This is a genomic window from Lamprocystis purpurea DSM 4197, from assembly GCF_000379525.1.
GTDB classification, from domain to species: Bacteria; Pseudomonadota; Gammaproteobacteria; order Chromatiales; family Chromatiaceae; genus Thiodictyon; species Thiodictyon purpureum.
On the sequence record NZ_KB902497.1, the window covers coordinates 30,933 to 45,129 of the forward strand.

The window sequence follows — 14,197 nt, forward strand, 5'->3', positions numbered from 1 at the left end:
CTATCGCATGATTTTCCGGCAATCGCCTGGACCCTTGGAGACTCGCCCATCGTGACCACGAAAGAGGCGCAACTGCGGGCCAACCAGGCTTGGCGCGAGCGTACCGGATTACAACTGGTGCAAGCCTGGCTCCCGAAACACGTGGTCCAGCGTTTGGACCGACTGGTCACGGTGACCGGCGCGCGCGGGCGCGCCGGCGTGTTGACCAAGCTGATCGAGGACGCGCCGACAGCGCCTGAGTGAAGACGCGATGACGAGTGCCGACCATCTCGCGCACGTGGCCGATGTTGATGGGCCAGTCTCTCAATGCAGGTACAGCAGCGCGCGCGTGCTAAATCCGCACCGATGAGCACCGGACATTGCCTGAGCGTAGCGGCGGGCTGAAAACCCTCCACCCTGCATCCGGTGATCACCTGGGGCACCGAAATTACTGATCCTCCGCAAACCAGGCCGCCAGTCGTTCTTTGACCTCCCGGAACCCCGGCCGCGCAAAGATGAAATGTCCACCGGGGAAAATGACCTGGTCAAACGATGCGAACTGTTTGGGAACCGAGGAGCCCCATTCCACGATCGATGCCGAGGGCATGACCAGGAAATCATGTTCGCCCACCAGATTGAAGAAATGGATGTTGGTCACGTCACCGTCGAAATGAAATGCTTCTTCTGTTGCGTCGGCCTTTTGCGCGAACCCCTCCTCCAGAATGTCCATGAAGGCGGCGAACGGCACCAACCGGTCATCATAGGTTAACGTGAGCGCCTTCGTAAAAGTTTCGGGCCCGGCTTCCCAGAAGCGCTGCCAGAACCACTCGATCATCGAGATGCCGGTGCTTTGCATGATAACCATATTCATGGCAGACAAAGAGATACCGGTATTCTCCAATGCCGGACGATAAGGCTTCACGGCTTGATAGAATTGCAGGAAGCTTCTGGCCATGCCCAGATCACGGGCGCCCATGATCGGCGATCCGTAATAGGAAATCTTGTGAAAGCGTTTGCCGTAGTCCTTGTTCTTCTTCAGCTCACGATTGATGAGATGCGAGGTGATCAAACCACCGATACAAATGGCGAACACGTTGAGGTTATCGACATCGTAGTCGTTCAGCAGCGGCGTCACAGCCTTCTCATCAAAGGCATCGGCTAGGTCGTTCAAGGTCCAGCCGCTGAGCGTGAATAGCGATTCCTTGCCCCAGTCCATCAGGAACACATCGAAACCCTGCCGGTTGAAGAACTCGATGAAATTCTCCTTGTTGAAACAAGTCCCGTAGGCTCTTGTCATTATCGAGTAATTCAAGATGATAGGCCGCTTCTGCCGCTTGTCGGCGGTCGCCTCCGCCGCGAATTTCCAGATGTTGAAATTCGCATCTTCGTAATAGATCTGTGCTTTGGTGTTCGCGAAATATAAACGGTCTAACATATCAGCCTCGGCTGTGATAGATTAGGGTCTTTGCTGGAACGTGCCGCTCAGCATTCCACCATCGTGACGCCCAGACCACCGGTACCCATTTCCCTGAGCCGCGCCGGCATAGCGCGGCCGGCGTCGGCCATCGCCGCAATGACCCGATCGAGGTCTTCCCAGTGCTGGGAGGCGATTTCATTCTTGGCAATCAGCCAGGCGTTATACGCCTTGACGGCACCAAAGGCGTTGCGCTCAATGCAGGGAATCAGGACGAATCCCCCTACTGGATCGCAGGTCATGCCCAGGTGATGCTCCAAAGCGATGGTGGCGGCGTTCTCGGTGACATCCAGGGGCGCGCCTGTGGCATAGGCAAGCAGGGCGGCGGCCATGGATGAGGCCACGCCGATCTCAGCCTGACACCCCATCTCGGCCCCGGCCACGCTGGCGTTCGTCTTGCATATCAGACCCACGGCCCCGGCCGCCATCAGCCCCTGACGCACTGCCGCGCGGGGGATTTGCAGTCGATGGTTCAGCGTATAAAGCACCGCCGGCATGGTCCCGGCCGAGCCCAAGGTAGGCGCGGTCACTGCCAGGCGCCCCGCGGCATTGCCTTCCGCGACCGCCAGGGCAAAGCTGCTCAATTCGCCCATGAAGCCATCGCCGCCATCCGCGACGGCTTTTTCATTGATTCGCTTGGCCTTGCGATAAAACGCAAAAGGCCCCGGCAGCAGCCCCTCCTCGGTCAATCCGAGCGTGACACCCCGATCCATGGTGTCGATGACCAGGTCGAGGTGGTCATTGACCGCCTGCTCACTGACGCCCATGATCGCCATTTCGTTGTCCAGCATGATTTGGTGCAGCGGCAGGCCGCTGGCGGCAGCCGCTTGCTTCAATTCAGTCATGCTGCCGAAGCGATGCACCGGCTGGCCGCGATCGGGCGGGGGCTCACCCTTCCAGGTGTAGAAGCCGCCGCCGGTGGAATAATATTCGCGCGCGAAGATACTGGTACCGTCGCCGGCCAGTAGACGCATTATGAGGGTGTTGGCATAAGGAAAGGCGTGGTCCCCCCGGTCCCAGACGATCGTGTCCCCGGACAGCCGGAACTGCTTGCCCCCGATCTGCGTCGTGCGCACCTGCGTGGTGTCCTGCAGGGCATCCATCAATGCGGTGTCGCAGGTCTCCGGCTGCTGTCCGAGCAGCCCGGCCAGTAAGGCACGATCGGTCCGGTGCCCCTTGCCGGTGGCGCTGAGGCTGCCAAACAGCGTCACCTCGATCCGCTCGGCTTGGGCCAATTGGTCCACGGGCAGCGCGGCCACTGTGGCCCGGAAGTTACTGGCAATTCGAATCGGCGCTACCGTATGGGAACTGGAGGGTCCGGGTCCGATCTTGAACAGATCCTTAAGGGTGCTGGCGATGCTGCCGGTCGGTGGTCCCTGGTAGCAGAGGCCCATGGGTCGCCCACCCATGGACTCGGCGGGGATGCCCCGCGCGCCAACGACTCGCGGGAGCAGCAGCGCACTACCGACCACAGGCGCGATGGCGGACAGCTTGAGAAATTCGCGACGGTCCATTTGATTGCTCCGGTCAATAGGGCTCAGGGGCGCAAAACTGTGCGCCGTATGGGAAGACCCTCAATAGTCTAGTTGGGCCTCACCGCAACCCGCCGAGCAAGCGGTCACAAATCAACAACTACGCCGGGGGAAACCTGGTGGCGCCTTGGCCTGATTGCGCCGGGGAATGGCCGCCGGATCGACCAATTCCTCGACACAGCAAGTCTCCGGTGTCGGATCGATCAACGGTCCAGCACCTGCCCCGCGTCGCGCACCAGCACGATCAACTCCTTGGGTCCATGCACACCATAGGTGAGGGTCTGCTCGATATCGGCGGATTTGGACGGGCCGGTAATCAGCAGGGCGTTGGTCGGCAGCCCCGGCGCCCAGCCTTGGACGTGCAGCAATTCAGCGAAGGTGGTGAAGATGGCACCGGCATCCAGCAAGACGACATGGATCGGCGGCACCAGTGAAAGCAGCCGGGGCTCATGGATATCCGGCCACAGCACCAGGGTTCCGGTCTCGGCAATCGCGCCGCGGCATCCGGTGAAGCCCGCCTGGACCTGATCGAACAGTTCACCCCGCCAGCGCTCGATCGGCTCCTGGTAGGGTTGCAGCCGGATGGCGGCCGGCACGGGCCAGGCACCTTGCAGCTCGGCCACGACGGGCCCGCCGGCGCCGCACAGCAGATCCGTCACCCCGCGCCGACGCAGCAGGTCGTGCAGAACCAGCGGCCAATCCGCGCCGACCCGCTGCACTTGGCCGTGGACCGCCTCCAGCCGCTCCTGGAAACGTGCCAGCCGTTCTTCCGAGTCCCAATCGAAACGGCGGACCGCGAACGCGGCTGCCGAACTGACCGCGGGCGGCACAGCCGCGCGCAGGCGCGTGAGAATTCCTGCCTTTGCATCGGTCATGATCACCATCCTCCGGATAAGCGCGTTGTCGTTGTCGTTGTCGTTGTCGTAATCGGAGCGATTCAAATCGGACATGAGCGGCCCGATGCCGATCGGGTTTCGATTGGCGACACACCTTGGACGTACAAAGCCACCAAGTCTCTGCAATGCTTCGCTCGTCGCGTCCAGGACTAACGAACCGTTGCGCTGCTGTCAAAGCTCGGAGAGCGAAACGACGCGGTGCGAGGGCATCGTCGCGGGTATCCTAAACTCGATTACGACAACGACCGAGACGCCAAAGAAATCCCCTAATAGACTTGTTTAACTTATTATTGAACGGTTCCTAAGCCAACGCCAGCGGACGCGGCACTTCCACGGATTCGGCATGGGGCGCCGGACGGCCGAGATAATAGCCCTGCGCACAGTCGACCCCAAGCTCGCTCAGGACGGCGTAGATCTCGGCGTTCTCCACATATTCCGCAATCACCCGTTTTCCCATGCCGTGAGCCATGTCGGTGATCGCCTTGACGAAGATCCGGTCCTCCCGGTTGGTTGCGAGGTCACGGACAAAGGCGCCGTCGATCTTGACGTCGTCGACCGGGAGCTTGCGCAAATAGGCGTAGGAGGCGTAACCGGTACCGAAATCATCCAGAGCGAAACGGCAACCGAGTTGCCGGATGCCCTGCATCAGCTCGGTCGCCCTGGCGATACTCCCCACCGCGGCGGTTTCAGTCACCTCGAAGGCCAGGCGCGTCGGCAGCACCCGGTGCCCCGCAAGCAAGCGCTCGACATCAGGCAGCAGCGAATCGTCGTCCATGGCGCTCCCGGACAGATTGATCGCCAGCCGCAGGCGCGGGTCCAGGCCGAGCAGCGTGACGGCCTGCGCCAGCACCCAATGATCGATGGCCCGAATCTGACCGGTTTTCTCCGCGATCGGGATGAAGCGATCCGGATAAACCAACTCGCCGCGCGGGTCGCGCAGCCGCAGCAGGGCTTCCCAGTGTTGCACGACCCCGCTCGCGATATCCACGATCGGCTGGAAATGCAACTCGAAGCGGTCCTCGCGCAGACCCTCGGCGATCTTGTCCCGCCAGGTCACGCGGGCATCCGCCTGCTCGCGCGCGCGGTCGTCGGCGGAGAACAGATGCCAGCGTCCGCGCCCCTTCTCCTTCGCCTGAAACATCGCGAGATCCGCATTCGCCAGGAGTTCGTGCGCCTCCTGGCCCTGATCGGGGAACAGGGCAATCCCGATACTGGCGGTGACCCGGTGGACACGGACATGCTCACGCACAATGATGGAGCGCACCGCGGCCTGGATGCGTTCGGCGCACTCCAGGGCGGCGTCCTCATTGCATTCCGGAAGCACCAAGGCAAACTCGTCCCCGCCCAGGCGGGCCAGGATGTCGCTCGGATGCGCCAATTTGCCCAATTGGTCGCCGACGCGCTGCAACATCAGATCGCCGACCTGGTGCCCGCTCAGATCATTCACATCCTTGAACTGGTCCAGATCGAGAAACAGCAGGGCACCGCGGTGACCGAAGCGCATTGCCGCATCCAGTACACGGCCGAAGTCATCGTTGAAACGCCGCCGGTTGAATAAGCGCGTCAAGGGATCGTGGTCGGCCAACCACACCAACCGCGCTTCCGCCTCTTCCCGATCGCGTTGCAGCAGTTCCATCCGATCGGTCAGCGCCTGGGCGGTCTCGCTGAGTTGATCCAGTTCGTCCTTCGGGACCAGCCTGCCGCCGACCGGGGGCAAACGTGCCCGCAACTCCCGATAGCGATTATCGGCCAGGAGCGGCAAGGCGACCGCGATCCGCTGCAGCCGCCCCACCGAGGACTGCGCGACCCAGAAGAGCAGCGAGCCGGACAAGATCAGCCCACCCAAACCGAGCAGGATACTGATGCGGGTCGCCGCCTGAATCGCCTGACGTTCGGCCGTCACATCGTTCACTAGGAGGGCGCTGATGCCGGGGGCCAAGGCATCGACACGGAACACCTCGAACCATTGGCCGCCCAGCGCACCGAGCACGGGCTGGCCCCCACCCGCGCTACCGCCCTGTGCGCTGACGAGGTCGGCGGCGATGGCGTGAATGATCGGTTCGGTGCGGCTGGGGTGGGTCATCGCCGGATAGCGGACCGCGGTACTCATGTCCGCGGAGTCCGTTGCCGCGTCGATGAAAATGGCCACCTCGGCCCCGGTCAGGGCATTGAAGGCAAGCAAGGCGTCGGCCAGTGAGCGTCCAAGGACCAGTGTCCCCCCGGTCTCGCCCTCCCAGAGAATCGGCGCGGCCAGGAACTGGAGGCACTCGGGCCGACACGTGAACAGACGGGCGACGCCCTCGTCCGCACCGCGCAGTCCGGCAAACAGCGCGGCGTCCGGTGTCTGGACATCCGCCGGCCAGACCAGCACGGGCACGCCGACCGGGTTGATCCAGAGCACCAAACGAATATCCCATTCCAGGCCCAGCAAGGCCCCTTCGCTCTCGAGTCCGCGCGCCAGGCGGGCACCGAAGTCCCGGCCGTCCGACGTATCGGCCGGCGCATTCTGACCTAGGGTCCGCACCACGCTCACCAGCCGGGTCATCTCCTCGTAGTTGTTCTCCAACAACCCGCGCAATTGGCGAACCTGATTCGCCCGCACCCCCGATTGCTGGAGTTCGAACTGAGCGAGCGATTGGTGGTAGGCCATGAGCGCGAGCGCGCCATTGACCAGCAAGAGGATCAGCGACAGTGCGATCAACGCCTGCCAGCGCAGGCTCAGGAACCCCGACCTCACTCTGTCCCAGCGCGGGCTTCCCACGATTGCGGTCAGCTAGCAGCAGGTGGCGACTGGCGGCGCGAACCGCCGCCAACACTTCACCACTCTGGACGGGGAATACGCATGGTTGCGCAGCGCATCGCTGCTCGGATGTCGTTCGTGGTCGGGTCTAGACATGACGTGTTGAGCGATGTCCCGGCGGACCCGAAGGTCCGACCATTGTCGAAGTCGTCGAACGCGGCAAGCCACCCGCCGCGGACCGCGGGTGTCGGCTGCCGCCGCGGACCGGCAGTGTGCCGTCCGCGGACCCGGGAGAGTGGCCGCGACGACCAGCGGGCAGCCCAATTTCCCCGACGCCTCCATGCGGCACCGACGAAGGTGTTCAGGATAGCCCGGAATGGCTCGCGCGAGTAGTGGATTCAGGTGACGCCGTGGATGACGGAACCATTGCAAGCGCCCCCGGAAGCAGCTAGGGTTGCGACGCCCAAAACGAAGACGCCTCGCACCGTGCCGAGGCCATGTTCTGACCACCGGAGGAAAAAACGATGGGTTACCAAGCTATCTATGACCGCTCCATCAAAGACCCCAACGGCTTCTGGGCGGAAGCCGCCGGCCTGATCGACTGGGTCCGGCCCTGGGACCGCGTGCTCGACGACTCCCGCCCGCCCTTCTACCGCTGGTTCAGCGGGGCGGAACTCAACACCTGCTACAACGCCGTCGACCGCCACGTGGCGGCCCGCGGCGACCAGCCGGCGATCATCCACGACAGCCCGGTGACCAACTCCAAGGAAATCATCACCTACCGTCAACTGCAGGACCGGGTGTCCCACTTCGCCGGGGCGCTGCGTGACCTCGGGGTCACCAAGGGTGACCGGGTCATCATCTACATGCCGATGGTTCCCGAGGCCGTGATCGCCATGCTCGGCTGCGCCCGCATCGGCGCCATCCACTCCGTGGTGTTCGGCGGTTTCTCCTCCCTGGAACTGGCCACCCGCATCAACGACGCCAAGCCGAAGGTGATGGTGGCCGGCTCCTGCGGCATCGAAACCACCCGCGTCATCCAGTACAAGCCGCTGCTCGACGAAGCGATCAACCTGGCGAGCCATAAGCCCGATCACTGCATCATCTACCAGCGCCCGCAAGGACCCGGCGCCCTGATCGAAGGCCGCGACGTCGGCTGGGCCGAGGCGGTGGCGGCGGCGCAACCCGCCGACTGCGTCCCGGTGGCGGCAACCGACCCGCTCTACATCCTCTATACCTCAGGAACGACCGGGGTGCCCAAGGGTGTGGTGCGCGACAACGGCGGACATGCGGTGGCGCTGGCCTGGAGCATGGGCAACGTCTACGGCGTGAAACCCGGTGAAGTCTACTGGGCGGCCTCCGACGTGGGCTGGGTCGTGGGCCACTCCTACATCGTCTATGCGCCTCTGTTGATGGGCTGCACCACCATCGTCTACGAGGGCAAACCGGTCGGCACCCCGGACGCCGGCGCCTTCTGGCGCGTGGTCGAAGAGCACAAGGTTTCGGTGCTCTTCACCGCCCCGACCGCGTTTCGCGCCATCAAGCGCGACGACCCCAACGCGGAATACGTCAAGAAATACGACATCAGCAGCCTGCGCACGTTGTTCCTGGCCGGCGAGCGTTGCGATCCCGACACCCTGGGCTGGGCCGAGCGCATCCTGAAGGTTCCGGTGATCGACCACTGGTGGCAGACCGAGACCGGTTGGGCCATCGCCGCCAACTGCATGGGGATCGAGCAACTGCCGGTGAAGCCGGGCTCGCCCACCCGGGCCGTTCCCGGCTATGCCGTCGAGGTACTGGACGAGAACGGAGAATCGGTCAAGCCCGGTGACATCGGCCGGATCATGATCAAGCTGCCGCTGCCGCCGGCCTGTCTACCCACCCTGTGGGGCAACGAGGAGCGCTACTTCCAGTCCTACCTCGCCATCCAGCCGGGCTACTACCTGTCCGGTGACGCGGGCTATATCGACGAGGACGGCTACATCTTCGTGATGAGCCGCATCGACGATATCATCAATGTCGCCGGCCACCGCCTGTCCACCGGCGGCATGGAAGCCGTCCTGGCCGGTCATCAGGATGTCGCCGAGTGCGCGGTGATCGGTGCCGCGGACCAACTCAAGGGCGAGTTGCCGCTCGGTCTGGTGGTGCTCAAGTCCGGGGTGACGCGGGATCACGCGATCATCCAGAAGGAACTGGTGACCAAGGTCCGTGACGAGATCGGTCCGGTGGCCGCCTTCAAGACCGTGGTCATCGTGCCGCGCCTGCCCAAGACCCGCTCCGGCAAGACCCTGCGCGGCACCATGAAGAGCATCGCCGACGGCAAGGAGTACAAGGCGCCGGCCACCATCGATGATCCGGCCATTCTGGACGAGATCGAGGCCGCACTCGCGGCCATCGGCTACGCCAAGCACGGCTGATCCGTCCCGCCTGGAACCACTCACCGGCGGGATGTGCCCGCCGGTGAGCCGCCTCAACGGCCCCGCCTCGCGCACCAACCCATCGCGTTGCACATCGCGACGGGCTTCCGGTCGCCAATCGCATCCGCTCGGCAAGTGACCGCGAACGTCACACGACGACCACCCCCGTGGGAGCGGCCTCCGGCCGCGATGCGGTGCCGTGCTGAACACCACTGGTCGAGATCCCGCGCGGCCCCATCGCGGCCCGAGGCCGCTCCCACGGGAGACTTTGAGCTTTACCGATGAGTCGTCGGCATCAATGCTCTGTATTGTCGACAAAGACGCTTGACAACCCGGATGTTTCAGCTATCTTTACGCTGAATTACGATAAAGTGTCGACACTTTCAATGGAAGCTCACGTGGACGTTCAACCCGACGAAGCGTCCACCATCGCCGACCGCGTCTTTGGGCAACTCCGTCAGGCGATCGTCGAGGGGAATATCCCCCCCGGCAGCAAAATCAGTGAACCGGAGATGGCCGCGCGCTACGGGATCAGCCGCGGACCGCTGCGCGAAGCGATGCGGCGACTGGAGTCCGCCAATCTGGTGGAGCGGCGCCCGAACCTGGGCGCGCGGGTCATTACGCTGTCCAGCGAACAGTTGCTGGAAATCTACGTGATCCGCGAGGCGCTGGAAGGTCTGGCCGCCCGCCTCGCCGCGGAACGGATGTCGGCGGCTGCCATCGCCGACCTCAAAGCCTTGCTGGAACAGCACCGCGGAGAGATCGCCCGTGAATACTGGCAGGCGTATTTCCAGAAGGAAGGGGACATGGATTTCCACTACCGCATCGTTCAGGGCAGCGGCAACCAGCGCCTGATCGGCATCCTGTGCGACGACCTCTACCACCTGGCGCGCATGTACCGCTGCAAGTTCGGGATGGTCAGCAACCGGGCGCGCGATGCCTTGAAGGAGCATGAACTGATCGTCGATGCCATCGCCGAGCGGGACGGCGAACTGGCCGAACTCATGATGCGCCGACACATCCGCGCCTCGCGGCGCAACGTCGAGCGCCGTCTTGCCACCGAGACCACCACCCAACAACGGACCGACCCATGACCCAAGCGAACACCCCCGGCGCCCGTCTGCGCCAGGCCATCAAAGACGAGCACCCACTCCAAGTCGTCGGCGCCATCAACGCCTACCACGCCATGATGGTGGAGCGTACCGGCTATCGTGCCGTCTATCTCTCCGGCGGCGGGGTCGCAGCGGGTTCCTTCGGGGTGCCGGATTTGGGGATCACCAGCCTCAACGACGTGCTGGAAGACGTGCGCCGCATCACCTTCGCCACGCAACTCCCGCTGCTGGTGGATGCGGACACCGGCTGGGGCGGCGCCTTCAACATCGCCCGCACCGTGCGTGAGATGGCGCGCGCCGGGGCCGCCGGCATCCATATCGAGGATCAGGTCGCGGCCAAGCGCTGCGGACACCGCCCGAACAAGGCCATCGTCTCCAAGGAGGAAATGGTCGACCGCATCAAGGCCGCCGTCGACGCCCGCACCGATGACCTGGTCATCATGGCGCGCACCGACGCCCTGGCTGTCGAGGGCATGGAATCCGCCATCGAGCGCGGCATCGCCTGCGTCGAGGCCGGCGCCGACATGATCTTCCCCGAGGCCATCGTGGAACTGGAGCAGTACCGCCGCTTCGTCGCCGCCGTCGGCGTGCCGGTGCTCGCCAACATCACCGAGTTCGGCGCCACCCCGTTGTTCACCACCCAGGAGTTGGGCGAGGCCGGATGCTCGCTGGTCCTCTATCCGCTCTCCGCCTTCCGCGCCATGAACAAGGCCGCGCTCAACGTCTACCAGGCGATCCGCCGGGACGGCACCCAGGCCAAGGTGGTGGAGACCATGCAGACCCGCATGGAACTCTATGACTATCTCAATTATCACAGCTTCGAGCAGAAGCTCGACGCGCTGTTCGCGACGGACAAGGATTAGACAACTCCGGTGCGCCGGTGAACGCACTGTTGTTCACCGGCCGACCAGCCCCTCCTACATCACTGAACCAAGAGAGAGATCCGCATGGCCGAGCAAGAGAGCCTATTGCCGAAGGCGAAGAAGTCCGTCGCACTCTCCGGCACCGCCGCCGGCAACACCGCCGTCTGTACCGTCGGGCGCACCGGCAACGATCTGCACTATCGGGGCTACGACATCCTCGATTTTGCCGATCACGCCGATTACGAGGAGATCGCCCATCTTTTGATTCACGGGCACCTGCCGAGCCGGGCGGAACTCGTCTCCTACAAGCACCGACTGCGCACCATGCGCGGCCTGCCTGCCGCGATGAAGACCGCGCTGGAGCAACTCCCGCCCTCGTCCCATCCGATGGACGTGCTGCGCACCGGAACCTCGCTGCTCGGCACCCTGGAGCCCGAGAAGGAGTCGATGCCCTTTGCCGGCGCCCGCGCCATCGGTGACCGGCTGATCGCCTGTGCCGGCTCCATGCTGCTGTATTGGCACCACTATGCCCATCATGGCCGGCGCATCGAGGTGCAGACGGAAGACGACTCCATCGGCGGACACTTCCTGCACCTGCTGCACCAGCACACCCCGTCGACGGCTTGGGTGCGCGCCATGCACACCTCGCTCAATCTTTACGCCGAGCACGAGTTCAACGCCTCGACCTTCACCTCGCGGGTGATCGCCGGCACCAACTCCGATATCTACTCCGCCATCACCGGCGCCATCGGCGCCCTGCGCGGACCCAAGCACGGCGGCGCCAACGAAGTCGCCTGCGAAATCCAGCAGCGCTACACCGATCCGGATCAGGCGGAAGCAGACATCAAGGAACGCATGGAGCGCAAAGAAATCGTCATCGGCTTCGGCCACCCGGTCTATACGGTCGGCGACCCGCGTAACGAGGTCATCAAGGGCGTCGCCCGGCGGCTGTCCGAGGCCAACCAGGACACTCGCATGTTCGAGGTCGCGGAGCGACTGGAAACCGTCATGTGGGATCTCAAGAAAATGTTCCCCAACCTGGACTGGTTCTCCGCCGTCGCCTACTCCCAGATGGGCATCCCCACCGCGATGTTCACACCCATCTTCGTGATGGCGCGCATCGCCGGCTGGACCGCCCACATCATTGAGCAGCGTCAGGACAACAAGATCATCCGTCCGAGCGCCAACTATGTCGGGCCGGAGAACCGCCGGTGGGTGCCGCTCGACCGGCGTTAATCGCAGCAGTGCCAATTTTGGATGGCTGCCGCCAACGGCGTGGCGGCAGCGAGGCTGATGGTGGATGCGCTGCGCTTATCCACCCTACAACACCGGCACCGTTGTAGGGTGGATAAGGCGCGCCGCTCGGTGTCAGGGACCCGGCACGGCAATCGCGCGCGCCGCATCCACCAGAGGCTGCGCGATGCCGCCCAAATGTGGAATTGCTGAGGACCCAGATCGCTTGCAACAAAGAAGGCCTGGAGTCCAAGGCTTTCGCCTTGGTGCCCACTGTCCAAGGCTGACGCCTTGGACTCCAGCGGGCTGGTACCGACACCGGTCCGGTCGTTCCGTATGTCACCCACAGGCAGGGCGCTCAGTGCCTTGCGCTCACGCGGCCGGAATGATCAAGGCCGGCCGACGGTCTCTCGAATCCCGCCGGATCGGATCACGGAGGCGATCCCCTAAATATATTGTCACGATGAAAGACAAGACGCCGTGGTGCGCAACCCCTCGCGCCGCAAGCTGGCCCCGTTGGTGGCAATCACCTCGGCGTACCAGTCGAATGACTTCTTCTTATAGCGTTCGAGGGTCCCGGTGCCATCGTCATTGCGGTCGACATAGATGAAGCCGTAACGTTTGCTCATCTGCGCGGTGGTGAAGCTGACCAGGTCGATGCAGCCCCAGGCCGTGTAGCCGAGCACCTGGACGCCGTCGGTGATCGCTTCGCCGAGCGCGACCAGGTGGTCGTTCAGGTACGCGATCCGCGCGTCGTCGAGCACGGTCCTGACGCCGTCGACCTCGACCAACCGGTCTTTGGCGCCCAGGCCGTTCTCCACGACGAACAGGGGTTTACCCCAGCGGTCCCAGAACTGGTTGCAGACGATCCGCAGGCCGGCCGGGTCGATCTGCCAGCCCCACTCACTGGCCTTCAGGGTGGGGTTGTTTTTTCCGCCGAGGATATTGGTCTCGGCCGTGCGCTGCGACCCGGGGTCGGCGGTCTCGCAAACGCTCATGTAATAGCTGAACGACACGAAATCGACGGTGTTGGTCAGGCATTCGCGGTCCTCGTCCGTGATGTCGAGTGTGATGCCGTGCTCGCGAAAATAGCGCAAGGCGTAGCCGGGGTAGCAGCCGCGCGCATGTACATCGCCGAACATCAGGTTCAGGTGGTCCGCCTGCATCGCGGCCAGCACATCCGCCGGATGCGGTGTGAGGGGGTAGATCGGCATCGCCAGGATCATGCAGCCGACCTTGGCGTCGGGAATCATCTCGTGCGCGATTCGGGTGGCCAAGGCGCTCGCCACCAGTTCGTGGTGGACGGCCTGATACAGGTCGGATAGCGACAGTTGGTCCTTCGGCGTGCTGATCGCCCCGCTCAGGAAGGGCGCGTGCAACACCGAGTTGATCTCGTTGAACGTCAGCCAAAACTTCACCTTGGACCCATAGCGGTCGAACAGGACCCGGACATAGCGTTCGTAGAAACCGATCAGGTCGCGGCTCACCCAGCCGTTGTACTGCTCGGCCAGGTGCAGCGGGGTCTCGTAATGCGAGAGGGTCACCAGCGGCGCGATGCCGTGCCTGGCACAGGCGTCGAACACCCGGTCGTAGAAGGCCAGCCCTTTGGCATTGGGGATCGCGTCGTCCCCGTGCGGGAAGATCCGGCTCCAGGCGATCGACAGGCGCAGGACCTTGAAGCCCATCTCGGCGAACAGGGCGATGTCTTGTTCGTAGCGGTGGTAGAAGTCGATGCCAACCAGTTTGAGGTTGTCCGGTGTCGGTGCCGGCGTACGCGGGCCTTCGATGCCCTGGGGGGCCACGTCCTGGATCGACAGACCCTTGCCGTCCGCGTCATAGGCGCCCTCCAGTTGGTTGGCGGCCGTGGCGCCGCCCCAGAGGAAACCGGGCGGGAAGGGGGTGATGGCTGCTGTGGTCATCGGTGCTGGTCCTCATCTGGGGCGGACGACAA

10 protein-coding genes are annotated in these 14,197 nt (G+C 63.8%); 5 read left to right on the top strand and 5 right to left on the bottom strand.

Translation table 11 applies throughout. From position 1 onward, the window contains the following. The first annotated feature begins 51 nt into the window (after nt 1–51). The gene (locus A39O_RS0114075) at nt 52–243 is read left to right on the top strand and encodes a hypothetical protein (RefSeq protein WP_020505304.1); all 192 of its coding nucleotides are present in this window, start codon (nt 52–54) and stop codon (nt 241–243) included. Nucleotides 244–427: 184 nt separating this feature from the next. Here A39O_RS0114075 and A39O_RS0114080 read toward each other — a convergent pair whose 3' ends face one another. The 4 genes from A39O_RS0114080 to A39O_RS0114095 form a co-directional block, all read right to left on the bottom strand. Then, nucleotides 428–1,414 carry a hypothetical protein gene (locus A39O_RS0114080; RefSeq protein WP_020505305.1) on the bottom strand — a complete coding sequence of 329 codons (987 nt, stop codon included), beginning with the start codon at nt 1,412–1,414 and terminating at the stop codon, nt 428–430. A gap of 47 nt (nt 1,415–1,461) precedes the next feature. Beyond that, on the bottom strand, nt 1,462–2,967 hold the full coding sequence (locus A39O_RS0114085) for an L-serine ammonia-lyase (protein WP_020505306.1): 1,506 nt from the start codon (nt 2,965–2,967) through the stop codon (nt 1,462–1,464). A gap of 221 nt (nt 2,968–3,188) precedes the next feature. After that, nucleotides 3,189–3,860, bottom strand: a complete 672-nt coding sequence (locus tag A39O_RS0114090; protein ID WP_026199403.1) for a LutC/YkgG family protein — start codon at nt 3,858–3,860, stop codon at nt 3,189–3,191. A 322-nt stretch (nt 3,861–4,182) separates the two neighbouring features. After that, entirely contained in the window at nt 4,183–6,618 is a 2,436-nt protein-coding gene (locus A39O_RS0114095) for a bifunctional diguanylate cyclase/phosphodiesterase (protein WP_020505308.1), read from the bottom strand. 527 nt (nt 6,619–7,145) lie between these two features. Here A39O_RS0114095 and A39O_RS0114100 point away from each other — a divergent pair. The 4 genes from A39O_RS0114100 to prpC all read left to right on the top strand — a co-directional run bounded on the left by A39O_RS0114100 (nt 7,146) and on the right by prpC (nt 12,249). Beyond that, nucleotides 7,146–9,038, top strand: coding sequence for a propionyl-CoA synthetase (locus A39O_RS0114100; protein WP_020505309.1), 1,893 nt, complete (start codon nt 7,146–7,148; stop codon nt 9,036–9,038). Between the two features lie 386 nt (nt 9,039–9,424). Next, complete coding sequence (locus A39O_RS33510; RefSeq protein WP_020505310.1) at nt 9,425–10,132, top strand: GntR family transcriptional regulator; 708 nt, start codon at nt 9,425–9,427, stop codon at nt 10,130–10,132. After that, on the top strand, nt 10,129–11,013 hold the full coding sequence (gene prpB / locus A39O_RS0114110) for a methylisocitrate lyase (RefSeq protein ID WP_020505311.1): 885 nt from the start codon (nt 10,129–10,131) through the stop codon (nt 11,011–11,013). Before A39O_RS33510 ends, prpB begins: the two co-directional genes overlap by 4 nt. Before the next feature lie 84 nt (nt 11,014–11,097). Then, complete coding sequence (gene prpC / locus A39O_RS0114115) at nt 11,098–12,249, top strand: bifunctional 2-methylcitrate synthase/citrate synthase (protein WP_020505312.1); 1,152 nt, start codon at nt 11,098–11,100, stop codon at nt 12,247–12,249. 455 nt (nt 12,250–12,704) lie between these two features. Here prpC and A39O_RS0114120 read toward each other — a convergent pair whose 3' ends face one another. Further along, nucleotides 12,705–14,165: a glycoside hydrolase family 1 protein gene (locus tag A39O_RS0114120; protein ID WP_020505313.1), complete on the bottom strand. Its 1,461-nt coding sequence runs from the start codon at nt 14,163–14,165 to the stop codon at nt 12,705–12,707. Nucleotides 14,166–14,197 lie beyond the last annotated feature (32 nt).

What these genes read in the sequence shown, in the direction of transcription:
- A39O_RS0114090 (WP_026199403.1), bottom strand. Translation starts at nt 3,860, where the DNA reads ATGACCGATGCAAAGGCAGGAATTCTCACGCGCCTGCGCGCGGCTGTG.
- prpB (WP_020505311.1), top strand. Translation starts at nt 10,129, where the DNA reads ATGACCCAAGCGAACACCCCCGGCGCCCGTCTGCGCCAGGCCATCAAA.
- A39O_RS0114120 (WP_020505313.1), bottom strand. Translation starts at nt 14,165, where the DNA reads ATGACCACAGCAGCCATCACCCCCTTCCCGCCCGGTTTCCTCTGGGGC.
- A39O_RS33510 (WP_020505310.1), top strand. Translation starts at nt 9,425, where the DNA reads ATGGAAGCTCACGTGGACGTTCAACCCGACGAAGCGTCCACCATCGCC.
- A39O_RS0114085 (WP_020505306.1), bottom strand. Translation starts at nt 2,967, where the DNA reads ATGGACCGTCGCGAATTTCTCAAGCTGTCCGCCATCGCGCCTGTGGTC.
- A39O_RS0114100 (WP_020505309.1), top strand. Translation starts at nt 7,146, where the DNA reads ATGGGTTACCAAGCTATCTATGACCGCTCCATCAAAGACCCCAACGGC.
- A39O_RS0114080 (WP_020505305.1), bottom strand. Translation starts at nt 1,414, where the DNA reads ATGTTAGACCGTTTATATTTCGCGAACACCAAAGCACAGATCTATTAC.
- prpC (WP_020505312.1), top strand. Translation starts at nt 11,098, where the DNA reads ATGGCCGAGCAAGAGAGCCTATTGCCGAAGGCGAAGAAGTCCGTCGCA.